The organism is Microcystis sp. Msp_OC_L_20101000_S702 (assembly GCF_007095705.1).
GTDB classification, from domain to species: Bacteria; Cyanobacteriota; Cyanobacteriia; order Cyanobacteriales; family Microcystaceae; genus Microcystis; species Microcystis ichthyoblabe_A.
In genome coordinates this window covers 1-14,124 of the sequence record NZ_SFBO01000024.1, presented here as the reverse complement: position 1 = coordinate 14,124, position 14,124 = coordinate 1, and the positions used below count along the sequence as shown (strand labels likewise).

The following is a 14,124-nucleotide window of genomic DNA, read 5'->3' as shown; positions in this document are numbered from 1 at the left end:
GATTCTAAGTTGTCCTCTACAATGGAATTAGCGGAGACGAAAGTTTCCGTTCACTCCTCACACCACACTCCGTCCGGACAATGTTCGGGCGGTTTCTTATTGAAAATATTCGATCTCTACAAATTCCCTGTTACACTGTATTATCAAAGATTTCTTGGAATCTTTTTGCGTTCAAATGTACTACCATGTGAGGGACATCACTTGTCTAAACGTTATTTGTTCACCTCCGAATCGGTTACAGAGGGACATCCCGATAAAATTTGTGACCAGATTTCTGATACCATTCTCGATGCTCTGTTATCCCAAGATGACCACAGCCGTGTAGCGGCTGAAGTGGTTGTCAATACAGGGTTAGTCTTGATTACCGGTGAAATCACCTCGAAAGCACAGGTTCATTTCGTCGATTTAGTTCGCAAGAAAATCGCTGAAATTGGCTATATCAACGCCGATAACGGTTTTTCCTCGAATAGTTGCACCGTTTTAGTCGCTCTAGACGAACAATCTCCCGATATTTCCCAGGGGGTCACGGCTGCTCAGGAAAATCGCGAACTTCTCAGCAATGATGAACTCGATAAAATTGGTGCGGGAGACCAGGGTATTGTCTTCGGTTTCGCTTGCAATGAAACCCCCGAATTTATGCCCTTACCGATTAGTTTAGCCCACCGCATCGCTCGCCGTCTAGCGGCAGTCAGAAAAACCGGTGAACTGTCCTATCTGCGTCCCGACGGTAAAACGCAAGTATCGGTCATTTATGAAAATGGTCGTCCCGTGGGTATCGATACTATCCTTGTTTCTACCCAACACGATGCTACTATCGGCGATATCACTGATAATGATCTCGTCCAACAAAAGATTAAAAGTGATCTCTGGAAAGCGGTAGTAGAGCCAGTTTTCAGCGATTTAGAGATTAAACCCGATGCCAACACCCGTTATCTGGTTAATCCCACCGGAAAATTCGTCATTGGTGGACCCCAAGGCGACGCGGGATTAACGGGACGGAAAATTATCGTCGATACCTACGGTGGCTATTCTCGTCACGGTGGCGGTGCTTTCTCCGGTAAGGATCCTACCAAAGTCGATCGCTCTGCGGCCTATGCTTGCCGTTATGTGGCCAAAAATATCGTCGCTGCTGGTTTGGCCGATAAGTGCGAGATTCAAGTGGGTTATGCGATTGGGGTAGCTCGTCCGGTGAGTCTCTTCGTGGAAACCTTTGGCACTGGCAAAGTCGCTGATGATGTGATTCTGGACTTAATCAATAAATACTTTGAACTTCGTCCGGCCGGTATTATCCAAACCTTTAATCTGCGCGGTTTACCCAGTGAAAGAGGCGATCGTTTTTACCAAGATGTGGCCGCTTATGGTCATTTTGGTCGCAATGATCTCGATTTACCCTGGGAAAAGACCGATAAAGCCGCTATCCTCAAAGAAGCTTTGACTTCTGTGGTAGTATAGGGTTAGAAATTAACTGCAATTTTTGATTGAGGAGTAGAGTTTAAGGCTCTATTCCTTATTCCTTTTTTGATGTAAAGGACAAAATCTTGATAAAATCTCCCCTTGACTGGAGAATCAAGGGGGGGGAAAAGAAATATTTTTTTTAACTGACTTTACACTCAACGCCAAAACCGACCAAGAGAACTTTTTCTAAGGGTTCCCCCTCCTGGGGACGTTGATAGTTAATAATTTTGCGAATTCGCAGGTCTGGATTAATTAAAGTAATTGAATCCACGGAAACACTGCGAGTATAATTGGTGGTCATTAATAACTCTCTGGTGGTGGAATCAAAGCGAAAAGCGGAGATAATTGGTCTTGCTTCTTCGTAGGCGCGATCACGAAGATAATCCCCTTCTAAATAACCATTATTTTCTGCTTTAACCACAAATAAAAGATTAAGATTTTGTCGTACTTCTTCCCCTTTTTCCGAGATGGTATAGAAACCTAAATTAAACCCGGGGATAGTTTCTAAATCAGCAATATCAGCATAGTGATTATCTGTCAGAACTTTCTGTTTAATCTCCCTGGTGAGGGGTTGGATGAGAAATTCAGTGCGGGAACGTTCCACTTCTTGAGCAGCTAGATAATGATAGGTTCTTTCAGTTTGCCAACTACCGACACAATAGGCAAAAAATTGCTGAAAAACTTCGGTATTCATAGATTTAATTCTCCTCTTGTCAGTATCTTAATTTTAAGTTATTTTATCACTAATTTGTTCCCTATTTTCAAAACCATAACAATCTCGAACCAGATAAAGTGGCCTACCCTTTACTTCCTCATAAACCCTGCCAATATATTCGCCAATAATACCAAGGGTGAGTAATTGAATTCCTCCTAAAAATAAGACAGCAACCATCAGAGAAGCGTATCCGGGTACATCGATTCCGAAGATAATAGTTCTGAGGATTAAAAAACTAGCATAAACAAGACTAACAAGTGCAATGATCAATCCTACATAAGTCCAGACTTTCAGAGGTAAAAAACTAAAAGAAGTAATACCATCAATGGCAAAATTCCATAATTTCCAGTAATTCCATTTAGTTTGTCCTTGATACCGGGGTTCTCGATCAAATAAAATTGATGTCTGTTTATATCCCACCCAAGCAAATATTCCTTTCATAAATCTTTGACGTTCGGGCATCTTTTTAATTGATTCTACCACTCGGCGATCAATTAAACGGAAATCTCCAGTATTAGGAGGAATAGAAACCCGACTTAATTTATTTATGACTTGATAGAAACCTTCTGCGCTGAAACGTTTAAACCAACTTTCGCCAATTCTAACCCGACGGGAAGCATAAACCACATCATAACCCTCGTGCCATTTTTCGATCATTTCGGCAATTAATTCTGGCGGATCTTGTAAATCAGCATCAATAGGAATAACTGCCATTCCTTGACTGTAATCAATTCCTGCTGACATGGCGATATCTTTACCAAAATTACGCGATAAATTAACCACTTTAATTTGTGGGTAAAGTTGATGATATTCCACGAGATTTTTGAGAGTATTGTCACGACTACCATCATTAACGCAAATGACCTCATAACTGGTATTTAGTGCCTCTAAAACCGCTAAAAGTCGCCGAAAGAGAGCGTCGATATTTTCTTGTTCGTTATACAGAGGGACAACAACAGATATTCTCACTGGTATTTGATTTGATAGCATATTAATTGACAAAAAACTAGAGAAATTACCTAACAAATGTCAGCAGTCAAAACTTGTTCGTACTTACCTGCTGCTTGCTGCCAAGTATAGTTATATTCGATTAATTTGCGAGCATTTCTAGATAATTTTTCTCGCAACTCTGCCGATTCAAAAAGACTGCTAATCGCCGTACAATATTGCTCAATACTATTAGCCATTAAGGATGCTAAAGGAACATTATTTACTGCCACTGTTAATCCTTCTAAACCTCGATCGCTGGCCACCACCAGCACCCCTGCAGCCATAGATTCTAGGGTTTTGGAATAAATTTCAAAACCTGTTCTTAGGGGAATAACTGCCATAGTTGCCTGATGAAGATAGGTGGTCATTGATGGTACTCGTCCCGTTACAATTACTCCTTTTAACTTAGTTAATTCTTGCACTTCTAGGGATGGATTACCACCGACTAGAGTTAAAGTAGTATCGGGGTAAGTAATTTGTCCTTGAGGACGAATATAAATTTCATTAACACTATGTTCACTGGTAATTACTGAGAATTTTTGACTCTTAACTGCCCTATCTATCCAGTTTTGCATCTCTTGTTGCAGCAATTGAGCTAATCTTTGGAGTTTAGCAATTATTCCAGTTTTGGCATCTTGAGGACGGGTAAAAACTACCAATTCACTAACAAATTTACCTAACTTATCTACCTCCTCATCCCTAACATCAGCATTAGACTGAACGATGACAGTAATATCATGATTTTTGCCTAGATACTTGAGTAAATTAAAAGTTCTGCCCTGAGTTCCTCCTTTGCGAGATGGATAGGGAAAGGTGGAACTAATCATTAAGATATTCATAGCTATTTCTCTAAACGATTTTCCACCATCATGCGGACAATATCGGTCATTTTGTATCGTGCTTGCCAACCTAATTTTTCCTTAGCTTTGCGGGGATTACCGCGACTAATGGCTAAATCTGTTGGTCTTAATAAACTTCGATCGGAAATTACATGATCTTGCCAATTTAAACCAACAGTAGCAAAAGCTGTGGCGACAAAATCCTCTAGTTTTGAACTTTTTCCCGTGGCAATGACGTAATCATCGGGTTGCTCCTGTTGCAGCATTAAATACATCGCTTCAACGTACTCCGGCGCCCAACCCCAATCCCTTTCAATATCCATATTTCCTAAGTGTAAAGTTTCGGGACTTCCCTGGGCAATTCTAGCCACGGCAGCGATAATTTTTTGGGTAACAAAGCGCTCGGGACGCAGGGGAGATTCATGATTGAAAAGTATGCCTGAACAGGCAAAAATTCCGTAGGCTTCTCGATAATTAGCCACTTCCCAAAAAGCCGCCGATTTGGCCACAGCGTAGGGACTGCGAGGACGAAAAGGGGTATTTTCATCGGCATAATTATCGCCGATATCCCCGAAACATTCACTCGATCCGGCATTATATAATTTAATTTTTGCTCCAGTAAATCGAATTGCTTCTAAAAGATTTAAGGTTCCAGTGGCAATACTTTCTAAGGTTTCCACCGGCTGCTCAAAAGATAAACCCACAGAACTTTGTCCAGCCAAATTATAGACCTCATCCGGCTGAATTTTAATTAACACCTGTAGGACACTGCGAAAGTCATTCAGTGACATTGATTCTAGTTTTACCTGTTCCTTGATTCCCAAACGTTTCAGGTTACTAAAAGAGGACATCTGAGCATCCCGGGAGGTGCCAGAAACCGTATAGCCTGCTTTTAACAGTAATTCGGCTAGGTAGGCTCCATCCTGCCCCGATATACCACAAATTAAGGCTTTTTTACCCATTTATTTACAATAATTTACTTTTGAGGGGTTAACATGGCCTTGGTGGCTTCGCTTAAATAACCGATTTGTCCATAGGCATAGAGCAGATTATCAAAGCTTTTAGCAGGATCATTGATAAATTTGACAGATTTAACCAATCCTCTCACCAAACGCTCACCTCCTCGCCCAAATTGAGCCAATCCCGTCCTTCCTGCCACTTCTTCCCGGTAGTGTTCGCTGATGCCTTGCCACCAACTGCGACTCATAAACCATTGACGATTGATTCTTTCTGGAGCCACATTGTGTTCCACCAATGCTGCAGGAAAATAGCCCACTTGCCATCCCTGGGCCAGTGCCAGTTCTGTAGTGTATAATTCTTCGTTAGAGAGAAGTTTTTTGCCAATTCTTCCCAAATTAGGGTCAAAACCGCCAATCTTCCCCAAGAAATCTCGCCGAATTGAGTAATTAACCCCTCGCGGAGTTAAATTCGCTTGGCTGATATATACCACATTGTCGCCCAAATCGAAAGCCCCTAAACCCCCTGCTAACTGATCGGATAACCAATTGGGTTGACTGTAGCCTTGCGGCCAAATAAGAGTGACTTTTCCCCCTGCTACTGCCAGTTTTTCGTTATTTTCGTAGGCATTTAACAGAATTTGCAACCATTGAGGACTAGCGATCGCATCGTCATCCAAATAAGCTAAAATCGGCGCTCTAGTTTCCTTCGCTCCGCGATTTCTGGCGGTAGATAGCCCTAAAATAGGTTCGTAAACATATTTTAGCCGCCCATCTCCCAGACGCGACTCGGCCACTTGACGGGTTTTATCGGTAGATGCGTTATCAACCACTAAAATCTCACAATCTGGGCAGGTTTGCGCCAAAAGACTATCGATCGCTCCTTCTAGGTAGTGATCGCGGTTGTGGGTACAGATAATCCCTGCTATTTTAGGAGCCATGGCTATCAAGGTTACTCATTCAATACCCTAAAACTTAACATTCCTTTGCAAAAATGTAAAAATGCTTGAGGAGACTCCGAGACTCCGAGATTGCTTTTTACTTATAGAGTTTCTCGTCAATTTGTGACCAACGCTACCAGTTTTTTAATTTAACTATCTATGGATACTATTCACGTTACAGGAATTCGTGCCTACGGTTACACAGGATATCTGGCTGAAGAACAGGTTTTAGGTCAATGGTTTGAGGTAGATTTATCCCTCGAAGTTGATATCAGCATTGCTGGCAAAAGTGACGCAATTGAAGATACCCTAGATTATCGACAGGCGATCGAAATTGTCAAACACCAGATTGAAACCGGCAAATTTGCCCTAGTGGAAAAATTGGCCACAGTCATCGCTGAGGATATTCTACAACTCGATCGAGTGCGACAGGTAAGAGTACAATTATCGAAACCCGCCGCCCCAATTCCCCATTTCACAGGTAAAATCACCATCGATATTACTAGATCCCTTTGAGTTTACGCGTATTATCGACTAAACTTTCAGCAAAAGCGTCAAAACGTTGGGAAAGCTTCTCGTCAAGGATTTTTCCTTCTTCGTTGAAGACTTTCCACGCTTGTCCTAAGCTAATTTGTTCGGGAATTACCCAAGCATGAACCCAACGGAGAATGATTCTTAAATCATTGAGGGCGTTACTATTGGATTGGCCGCCTAAAACACTGATTAACCCGGCAACCTTTCCCGATAACTCCTCAAAACTCATTAAATCTAGGGCATTCTTCATCACACCACTGACACTGCCATGATATTCCGGTGTCGCCAAAATTAATCCCGCAGCCGATTTAACCGTTTGCTGCATTTGGGCCACATCGGGATAGTCAGAATAGTCATCTCCCCCGTTACAGAAGGGTAAAGAGAGTTTTCTCAGGTCAATTATCTCCGTTTCTACTCCTAACGCCCCTACTCGACTGATAGCAACTTCTAACGCCATCGCACTATAGGATCCGCTGCGTAAACTGCCATTAATACCAACGATTTTGATCATAGAATTTATACGAACTCATAACGACTACATATAAGCTAACAAAAAAAAGAGACAATTGGGGAAGCTTAGTTAAAAAAATATGTCGATGGGGCGGAGAGAGCGATCGATCTAAGTTTTAATGAGAATAGAAAGAAAGATTTATTCCATTTCCCCTGATTGCCATGCCAGAATTTCTCGATTTTCTCAAACATAAATATGCCTATGTGGCTATTGGTGAATTTAAACCGGGGTGTTTTTCCGAGGCCCAAAAACTCTACGAAAAGGCCGTTTCCACCTATTCTACGGGATTCCAGGGGGCTTTTCTGTTGCAAAAACCCGGAACCGACGAAGGAATTGCCGTAATCATCTGGGATAAAATCGATGATATGGAGGCCAATAAAAGCGAAGACCATGAATTATTGCTGAAATCCATGGCTCCTCTATTTGCGAAACCTCCTGTCACCGATTTTTACGAAGTATGTAGCGAGATAGAAGGTTCCCCCATTTAGGAATAATGTTTCTTTTCGGTGGCGATTAATTTGGCGGCTAAAACCCCGCCTAGAAAGCCAAATAAATGTCCTTGCCAAGAAATCCCCGGACGGGAAGGCAAAACGCCCCAAATTGTGCCACCGTAGAGTAAAAAGACTAGAATTGACAAGAGTATAGAAGGAATATTTCTCTGGAAATAGCCCCGCAGTAATAAAAAACCTAAATAGCCAAAAATCAAGATACTTGCCCCGATATGGATGGATCTGGGAACGGCAAATAACCAGACTCCTAACCCCCCCACCAGCATAGTCAACCCGGTCACAATAAAAAAGTCACTGGTTTCCTGTAACATCACCAACCAACCGAGAATCAGAAAAGGAACCGTATTAGCAATAAGATGGGGAAAGTTACCGTGTAGGAAAGGTGCAAAGAGAATACCCCGCAATCCGATGACTTGATGGGGCATAATCCCGAAATTGTCTAAACTGCCCCGAAAAACAAATTGATCTAAAATCTCTAACAGCCAAAAAATCGCCACAAAAGTAGCGAGGATTATTGCTTGGGTTTTTATTTCTTGCCGTGATCCTTGACTCATAAGATTGATGGATGAGCTATTTTTTCCCATTATAGCCCCCAGATCAGTTATCAGTTATCAGTTATCAGTTATCAGTGATTCAGTTACCAGTTAAGTAGGTGGGTGGAATTAAATATAAGATGAACTTAGGTTGGGTTGAAGCATGAAACCCAACGCCTGCATGGGTTACGCTACCGCTAACCCATCCTACAAATAATTGTGCCTCCCTACTTATCAGGTGTGAGTTATCAGTTTACTGTTTACTGTTTGCTGTGGGACAAAGAGGGGCTAATTGACAGGAAAAACAAGCGGGATTTCTTGCTTTACAAACCGCCCGGCCGTGGTAAATAATACTAATAGAAAAAGTTTCCCAATCCGGTTGAGGTAGTAAAGCCATTAAATCCCGTTCAATTTTCACCGGATCGTTATTAGTAGTTAAACCCAAACGATTACTTAAGCGCTTAACGTGGGTATCTACTGTCACCCCCTCAATAATCGCGTAAGCGTGAGCAAGTACCACATTAGCGGTTTTTCTAGCTACCCCGGGTAAAGTTAATAATTCCGCCATTGTCTTGGGTACTTCCCCCTGAAAATCCTTGAGGATTTTTTGACAAGCACCCTGAATATTTTTAGCTTTATTGCGATAGAATCCCGTGGAACGAATCAGGGTTTCTAACTCCTCTCGCTCGGCAAAAGCTAAGGATTTAGCATCGGGAAAACGGGCGAATAAAGCAGGAGTTACCTTATTTACACGCTCATCAGTGCATTGTGCCGAGAGAATAACTGCCACCAATAACTGCACGGGAGTTTGATAATTTAAGCTACAGGTTGCCTCTGGATATAATTGCTTTAAGTTGCTTAAAATCTCTAGGGCGCGCAGTTGAAGCTGAGTTTTTTTTCGAGGGGCCATCACTGGAATAAATCCTGAAAAACTGCTAGGTTAGCCGTGTCGCGCACGATTAAGAAAACTCCTAATCCTAAGAGTAAAACTAGACCTGTTTGCATGATGTTATCTTGCAGTTTAGTTGGGAGAGGTTTACCTACTAAAGCCTCGATTAATAAAAATACCAACTGACCACCATCAAGAGCAGGTAAAGGCAGAATATTAATCACCGCTAAGTTAATACTAATTAGGGCGGCAAATTGAAAAAGATTACCCGCATCATTACGAGCGATTGCTGCTCCATATTCGACAATTTTAACCGGTCCTGCTACCTGTTGAACACTGTCTTTAAAGTTACTAACTAACTGCCCAAAACCTTGCACGGTTAATACAATTAATCGTTGAAATTCACCCGCACCCAAGCTAAAAGCTTGACCAAAACTATCGGCTTTCAGGCGAGTTTCTTCACCGTTAGGAGCCAATCTCACCCCAATTTTACCCTGACCATCACTTCCCAATTCCGGAGTAACGATTAAATCGAGAGTTTCTGTGGGGCGTTTGATGGTTAATTTTAGGGGTTGATCGGGGGAAGATTGAATAATGTCACGGAAGTCAATAATGGCATTCTGAGAAGCACCAAGGGGCTGATCATTGATAGCAAGTACGATATCCCCTGCTTGTATTCCCGCTTGTTTAGCGACGGAATTTTCCGAGGTGAAAACCTCTGGAATAATTACCCCTTCTTGATAGTTAATTTTGGGAAAACCCACCGTAGCGACTTGGGTAACAAGCAAAAAATAGGCAAAAATTAAATTAGCAATTACCCCGGCACTAATGACGATAGCTCGATCGAAAACAGGACGATTTCGTAATAAATCAGGATCGTTATTAGGAATTTGACTATCGGGATCGTCATCGGGAAAACCAACGTAACCCCCTAAAGGAATGGCGCGGAGGGCGTATTCTGTTTCTTTACCTTGATATTTAGCTAAAGCTGGACCAAAACCGATGGAAAAGCGACTAACATGGATAGATTGCCAACGAGCAGCGGCAAAATGACCTAATTCGTGAACGACAATTAATAGGGCAAGTACACCGATCGCTATTAAAACTGACATGATGATCAAAATATAATGACTTAGCTTTTGTTTATTGTAAGCGATCCTCCCAAGCAGATTGCAAAAAATCTTTAGTTATCGCTAATTTTTCGATCATTTATGCTAAAAGTGATCTTAACCGCCTAATCTGACCCAACGGAGAGCGATCGATGCCTTTGAGTGAGCGCGCCCAGCAATTAATCCCAAAAGCGAGAATCATCAGTTTCGCCAATTGGCCCTATCAGCAAGCAGCGATCGCTGTTTGGCAACAAGCGGATGATCAAACTCGCTATCTCGATGATAGTGATTTAGATACTATCGTCAATTTAGAGCCTGATTTACTGGTTTCTAGTCAGCAAGCTCGAAAACTGCGGGATAATGCTAATAGCATCGTCGATAACGCTCGTCAGGCTTTATTAAGCCAATTTCCCACCATTTTTCAACCCGGAGGCGATCTTCATCCACCCCACCGTGCCGAAGCTTGTTGGCGTGATTTCTGGAACTTTTTACGTTGTATTACCTACGGTGTCGTCGGACAGCAGATTCCCTACACCAGTGCCGAGGGATTGGAAAATATGCGTCTTCTTTACCAAGAATTGCAAGTACCATTAGGGGCGATGATTTCGGGGTTAGAAGCCTTAAAACAATACAGTTTAGATTATTTTAGCGACTCAGAAAAAACCGCAATTACTCCCTATTTTGATCACTTAATTGCGGTTATGAAAAAGTTTTAAAACCGAGGCATTTAATCCGTGTTAAAATAGTGATGCCAACAGTTAAAAATGCCGCTCACCGAGGTTAAAACTCCGTTGAACCCATGAAATCATCGGCGCGGGTAGGCCTCTTCTGGCCGCCAAAAACCTCGATCGAGTGCCTGGCGGGTCGAGGTACTTTATAAAATGAGGGAGATTCTATGGATGCCAAAGCGAAATTACTAGAATTGATCGCTGGTAGAAATCGCGGACTCCTGGCCACGGAAAGCGACCGCGTGCGGATTTTAGCGGCGATCGAACAATTGGAGGACCACAATCCCCATCCTCATCCCCTCGAAGTTAAACAACTATTAGGGGGCAATTGGCGTTTACTATTCACCAGCAGCCGCGACATTCTGGGACTAGATCGCCTACCTTTTTTTCAATTGGGGCAAATTTATCAATATCTTGACCTGAACAAGGCCAAACTCTACAATATTGCTGAAATTACGGGCGTACCTTGGTTAGAAGGAGCAGTGATCGTCGCCGCTACCTTTGAACCCACATCCGAGCGTCGGGTCATGGTCAAATTTGAGCGCTCGATCCTCGGTCTGCAACGTTTTCTCAATTATCATTCTCCCCAAGAATTTATCGACGCGATCGAAAGTGGCAAAAAATTTCCTCCCCTCGATTTTTCCTTCAATAATCGTGAACAAAAAGGTTGGCTCGATATCACCTATCTCGATGAAGATCTCCGCATCGGCCGCGGCAGCGAGGGCAGCGTCTTTATTCTCGCTAAGGAAAAAACCTAACTTAAGTAGGTAGGCGTTAAAAGTTGTCAGATCCCCCCTTATCAAGGGGGGCAGGGGGGATCGGCACCCCCCTTATCAAGGGGGGATTAAGGGGGGATCGGCACCCCCCTTATCAAGGGGGGCAGGGGGGATCGGCACCCCCCTTATCAAGGGGGGATTAAGGGGGGATCGAACCTAAAATCCATTTTTAATTTAATTATAACCAGCTACTTATTACCATAAGACTAAATACTAGGCAATAGGTAATCAGTTTCTAATAACCAGATTTAGGATTAAAATCAAATTATTGTACTATCATTACTCCCAAGTATGTTACCAAAATGTCTAACGAAACCGTTACTTATAGTCTTGAATCTGTCCTCAAGGAAATTAAAGACAGCATCAAGGAGGTTAACCAAAAAATCGATACCCTACAAAGAGATGTCACCCAAAAAATCGACACCTTGCAACAGGATGTTAACCAGAAATTTGACAGCCTACAGAAGGAAGTTAACCAAAAAATCGACACCTTGCAACAAGATGTTAACCAGAAATTTGACAGCCTACAGAAGGATTTTAACCAGAAATTTGATAAGATCGACGAACGGCTAACTAAGCTAGAGGTAGGACAAGCAAAACTAACTGAGAAAGTCGATGGGATGGATAGAAGACTAGAAAAGGTGGAAGGAACCCAAAAAAATCAAGTTTGGACGTTAATTATTCTTTTAGGAGGAGCGATCGGCACAGCAGCATGGCGCTCTTTCGTTTCTGGTAATCCTTAGAAATATTACTATAATTTCTCACTTTAGGGTAGTTATGAGGGGAAATTAGCAGATGTCAAACTCAGGTTAAAAATAAGGGATGTCTAACCAATTTACAACTAAAGGAAACTTAACCACCCCCAGAAAAAAAGCAACGATTAAGGGATATTTTCAGGTTTCTAATCTCCGAATTGCCTGATCGCACTTTTGAACATATCCTGCTAACCCCAATGCTTGATATAATTCCCGCGCTTGAAGATATGCTTCTTTCGCTTCCGATATACGTTTGAGTTTATAGTAGGTAACTCCCAGATTCAACAGAGTCTTTGGTTCTCCTATGATATACCCTATTTCCTGAAAGATTTCTAGGGACTTTTGATAAAACTCGATCGCTTTTTGGTATTCTCCTAGGGAATCGTAAACATTCCCCAAACCTAGATAGGAATAAGCTTCTCCTGTTATATCAGAGATTTCCCGTTTGATTGCTAAGGACTGTTGATGAAACTCGATCGCTTTTTGGTATTCTCCTAGGTAATTGTAAATATTGCCCAAATTATTGTAACAATACGCTACTCCCCTTATATCATCAATTTCCTGAAAGATTGCTAAGGACTGTTGATAAAACTCGATCGCTTTTTGGTATTCTCCTAGGAAACGGTAAGCATTGCCTAAATTATTGTAAGAATCTGCTTCTCCCCAGCGATCTCCGATTTTCTGAAAGATTGCTAAGGACTGTTGATAAAACTCGATCGCTTTTTGGTATTCTCCTAGAAAATAGTAAATACCTGCTAATGAGTCGAGACTCGCAACTAAATCAAGTTCTAGATTTAACTCTTTTTGTAAATTGATCGCTTTTTGATAATACTCGATCGCAAGCTGTTGTTCCTGACGATAATCTACCAATGGCGATCGATATAATAAACGAAGGTTATAAATCTTAGCTAAACTGGCATATAAACTCGCTAGTCTTGGCTCTTTTTTGCCTTTATTTACCTCGATTTGCTCGATTAGTTCTAACAAGTCTTCTTTAGAGATAAAAGGAATATCTTTGTCTATATTAATTTCGTCAAAAGATTGTAAAATTGGTAAAATTTCCTGACAAGGTAAAAAGTTACTTGGAGGAGAAATAAAGCGAAAAACTCCTTTTCTCCAACTCCAAAAATCGGGGGACTTTTTGCGTAAATTTACTTCCACTGTGCTTGTTACCCAAAGAACGATGGAATAGGGAAATTCTCGCAGTCCTTCCCTTGTCCATTGCAGATAACCAAAAAATTTATCTAGTTCCGATTTTTCCTGTTGCCATTCGATCGAGTGTAATTTTTCCACTCCTGTGGTTGTGATCACGGCATTTTTGCTTTGTAATAACTCTGGTTTTCTGGAGACTAAACTAGCAATGGCTGCTCTTAAACTCGGTTCTTTTTGATCTAAATCAATCCGATAACAAGGGATTACTGGTTCTAATTCTTTGCTATAGCGATCGATGATTTCTTCTCGCAATTTTTCCTGATCACACACACAAATCAATATATTTAATCTCTCTTGATTTGCCTCTAGAGACACGATTAAACCTTCGTATTCTCTTTCATTTTGGTCAATAATTGAAGATGTTTCATTATTCATAATAAGTGGATAGCTGTTAAAAACTGTCAGATACCCCCATTAGGTAGGGTTGATTCATGAATCAACCCTACGGATCAAGGAGTGATCCGCACTCCCCTTATCAAGGGGGGATCAAGGAGTGATCCGCACCTCCCTTATCAAGGGGGGATCAAAGGGGGATCCGCACCTCCCTTATCAAGGCTATCCATTAGTCAGATCTTTCTTAACAAAAAGAGAAGAAACTTAAAAAAAGGGGAAACGATTGATAGGTATAGTTTTGAAAGAAGGAATTAAGGTGGAGGTAAGCAAAAAAATGGA

16 protein-coding genes are annotated in these 14,124 nt (G+C 41.7%); 6 read left to right on the top strand and 10 right to left on the bottom strand.

Features of this window, described 5'->3' with window-relative positions; genetic code table 11:
* The first annotated feature begins 201 nt into the window (after window positions 1-201).
* Window positions 202-1,452: a methionine adenosyltransferase gene (metK, locus tag EWV60_RS02665; RefSeq protein WP_024969368.1), complete on the top strand. Its 1,251-nt coding sequence runs from the start codon at window positions 202-204 to the stop codon at window positions 1,450-1,452.
* 142 nt (window positions 1,453-1,594) lie between these two features.
* Here metK and EWV60_RS02660 read toward each other — a convergent pair whose 3' ends face one another.
* Genes EWV60_RS02660 through EWV60_RS02640 form a run of 5 tightly spaced genes read right to left on the bottom strand, consistent with a single transcriptional unit; the run spans window position 1,595 to window position 5,896 of the window.
* Window positions 1,595-2,149 (bottom strand): phycobiliprotein lyase, encoded by a 555-nt coding sequence (locus EWV60_RS02660; protein ID WP_002755752.1) that lies wholly within the window; start codon window positions 2,147-2,149, stop codon window positions 1,595-1,597.
* A 33-nt stretch (window positions 2,150-2,182) separates the two neighbouring features.
* Window positions 2,183-3,160 (bottom strand): glycosyltransferase family 2 protein, encoded by a 978-nt coding sequence (locus EWV60_RS02655; RefSeq protein WP_287230736.1) that lies wholly within the window; start codon window positions 3,158-3,160, stop codon window positions 2,183-2,185.
* 29 nt (window positions 3,161-3,189) lie between these two features.
* Window positions 3,190-3,999, bottom strand: coding sequence for a glycosyltransferase (locus tag EWV60_RS02650; RefSeq protein WP_287230733.1), 810 nt, complete (start codon window positions 3,997-3,999; stop codon window positions 3,190-3,192).
* 2 nt (window positions 4,000-4,001) lie between these two features.
* The gene (locus EWV60_RS02645) at window positions 4,002-4,961 is read right to left on the bottom strand and encodes a GDP-mannose 4,6-dehydratase (protein ID WP_287230731.1); all 960 of its coding nucleotides are present in this window, start codon (window positions 4,959-4,961) and stop codon (window positions 4,002-4,004) included.
* Between the two features lie 14 nt (window positions 4,962-4,975).
* Window positions 4,976-5,896 (bottom strand): glycosyltransferase family 2 protein, encoded by a 921-nt coding sequence (locus tag EWV60_RS02640; RefSeq protein ID WP_002735442.1) that lies wholly within the window; start codon window positions 5,894-5,896, stop codon window positions 4,976-4,978.
* Between the two features lie 159 nt (window positions 5,897-6,055).
* Here EWV60_RS02640 and folB point away from each other — a divergent pair, with 159 nt between their 5' ends.
* On the top strand, window positions 6,056-6,412 hold the full coding sequence (gene folB / locus EWV60_RS02635; protein ID WP_002735328.1) for a dihydroneopterin aldolase: 357 nt from the start codon (window positions 6,056-6,058) through the stop codon (window positions 6,410-6,412).
* Here the strand turns inward: folB and EWV60_RS02630 are convergent.
* Window positions 6,399-6,941 (bottom strand): NADPH-dependent FMN reductase, encoded by a 543-nt coding sequence (locus EWV60_RS02630; protein ID WP_287230728.1) that lies wholly within the window; start codon window positions 6,939-6,941, stop codon window positions 6,399-6,401. The two genes, folB and EWV60_RS02630, sit on opposite strands and share 14 nt — an antisense overlap.
* A gap of 161 nt (window positions 6,942-7,102) precedes the next feature.
* Here EWV60_RS02630 and EWV60_RS02625 point away from each other — a divergent pair, with 161 nt between their 5' ends.
* On the top strand, window positions 7,103-7,429 hold the full coding sequence (locus EWV60_RS02625) for a hypothetical protein (RefSeq protein WP_002735315.1): 327 nt from the start codon (window positions 7,103-7,105) through the stop codon (window positions 7,427-7,429).
* On the opposite strand, the gene EWV60_RS02620 is transcribed toward EWV60_RS02625, so the two are convergent.
* The 3 genes from EWV60_RS02620 to rseP all read right to left on the bottom strand — a co-directional run bounded on the left by EWV60_RS02620 (window position 7,426) and on the right by rseP (window position 9,984).
* A complete protein-coding gene (locus tag EWV60_RS02620; protein WP_287230723.1) occupies window positions 7,426-8,034 on the bottom strand; it encodes a rhomboid family intramembrane serine protease in 609 nt (202 codons plus the stop codon). The genes EWV60_RS02625 and EWV60_RS02620 overlap by 4 nt on opposite strands.
* Before the next feature lie 202 nt (window positions 8,035-8,236).
* Window positions 8,237-8,893 carry an endonuclease III gene (gene nth / locus EWV60_RS02615; protein ID WP_024970627.1) on the bottom strand — a complete coding sequence of 219 codons (657 nt, stop codon included), beginning with the start codon at window positions 8,891-8,893 and terminating at the stop codon, window positions 8,237-8,239.
* A complete protein-coding gene (gene rseP / locus EWV60_RS02610; protein ID WP_287230719.1) occupies window positions 8,893-9,984 on the bottom strand; it encodes an RIP metalloprotease RseP in 1,092 nt (363 codons plus the stop codon). The genes nth and rseP overlap by 1 nt, the downstream gene beginning before the upstream one ends.
* Window positions 9,985-10,133: 149 nt before the next feature.
* Here rseP and EWV60_RS02605 point away from each other — a divergent pair, with 149 nt between their 5' ends.
* From EWV60_RS02605 to EWV60_RS02595, 3 genes are all read left to right on the top strand, one after another.
* Window positions 10,134-10,697 carry a bilin-binding protein gene (locus EWV60_RS02605; RefSeq protein WP_287230717.1) on the top strand — a complete coding sequence of 188 codons (564 nt, stop codon included), beginning with the start codon at window positions 10,134-10,136 and terminating at the stop codon, window positions 10,695-10,697.
* 179 nt (window positions 10,698-10,876) lie between these two features.
* Complete coding sequence (locus tag EWV60_RS02600) at window positions 10,877-11,467, top strand: PAP/fibrillin family protein (RefSeq protein WP_002747500.1); 591 nt, start codon at window positions 10,877-10,879, stop codon at window positions 11,465-11,467.
* A 320-nt stretch (window positions 11,468-11,787) separates the two neighbouring features.
* On the top strand, window positions 11,788-12,228 hold the full coding sequence (locus EWV60_RS02595; RefSeq protein ID WP_287230713.1) for a DUF4164 family protein: 441 nt from the start codon (window positions 11,788-11,790) through the stop codon (window positions 12,226-12,228).
* 150 nt (window positions 12,229-12,378) lie between these two features.
* Here EWV60_RS02595 and EWV60_RS02590 read toward each other — a convergent pair whose 3' ends face one another.
* Window positions 12,379-13,827, bottom strand: coding sequence for a tetratricopeptide repeat protein (locus tag EWV60_RS02590; RefSeq protein ID WP_287230711.1), 1,449 nt, complete (start codon window positions 13,825-13,827; stop codon window positions 12,379-12,381).
* Window positions 13,828-14,124: the final 297 nt, after the last annotated feature.

Bases quoted from the DNA above. Each gene is read 5' to 3' on its own strand.
- EWV60_RS02605 (WP_287230717.1), top strand. From the start codon at position 10,134: ATGCCTTTGAGTGAGCGCGCCCAGCAATTAATCCCAAAAGCGAGAATC.
- EWV60_RS02625 (WP_002735315.1), top strand. From the start codon at position 7,103: ATGCCAGAATTTCTCGATTTTCTCAAACATAAATATGCCTATGTGGCT.
- EWV60_RS02600 (WP_002747500.1), top strand. From the start codon at position 10,877: ATGGATGCCAAAGCGAAATTACTAGAATTGATCGCTGGTAGAAATCGC.
- folB (WP_002735328.1), top strand. From the start codon at position 6,056: ATGGATACTATTCACGTTACAGGAATTCGTGCCTACGGTTACACAGGA.
- EWV60_RS02645 (WP_287230731.1), bottom strand. From the start codon at position 4,961: ATGGGTAAAAAAGCCTTAATTTGTGGTATATCGGGGCAGGATGGAGCC.
- rseP (WP_287230719.1), bottom strand. From the start codon at position 9,984: ATGTCAGTTTTAATAGCGATCGGTGTACTTGCCCTATTAATTGTCGTT.
- EWV60_RS02650 (WP_287230733.1), bottom strand. From the start codon at position 3,999: ATGAATATCTTAATGATTAGTTCCACCTTTCCCTATCCATCTCGCAAA.
- EWV60_RS02640 (WP_002735442.1), bottom strand. From the start codon at position 5,896: ATGGCTCCTAAAATAGCAGGGATTATCTGTACCCACAACCGCGATCAC.
- EWV60_RS02590 (WP_287230711.1), bottom strand. From the start codon at position 13,827: ATGAATAATGAAACATCTTCAATTATTGACCAAAATGAAAGAGAATAC.
- EWV60_RS02630 (WP_287230728.1), bottom strand. From the start codon at position 6,941: ATGATCAAAATCGTTGGTATTAATGGCAGTTTACGCAGCGGATCCTAT.
- nth (WP_024970627.1), bottom strand. From the start codon at position 8,893: ATGGCCCCTCGAAAAAAAACTCAGCTTCAACTGCGCGCCCTAGAGATT.
- EWV60_RS02595 (WP_287230713.1), top strand. From the start codon at position 11,788: ATGTCTAACGAAACCGTTACTTATAGTCTTGAATCTGTCCTCAAGGAA.
- EWV60_RS02660 (WP_002755752.1), bottom strand. From the start codon at position 2,149: ATGAATACCGAAGTTTTTCAGCAATTTTTTGCCTATTGTGTCGGTAGT.
- EWV60_RS02620 (WP_287230723.1), bottom strand. From the start codon at position 8,034: ATGGGAAAAAATAGCTCATCCATCAATCTTATGAGTCAAGGATCACGG.
- EWV60_RS02655 (WP_287230736.1), bottom strand. From the start codon at position 3,160: ATGCTATCAAATCAAATACCAGTGAGAATATCTGTTGTTGTCCCTCTG.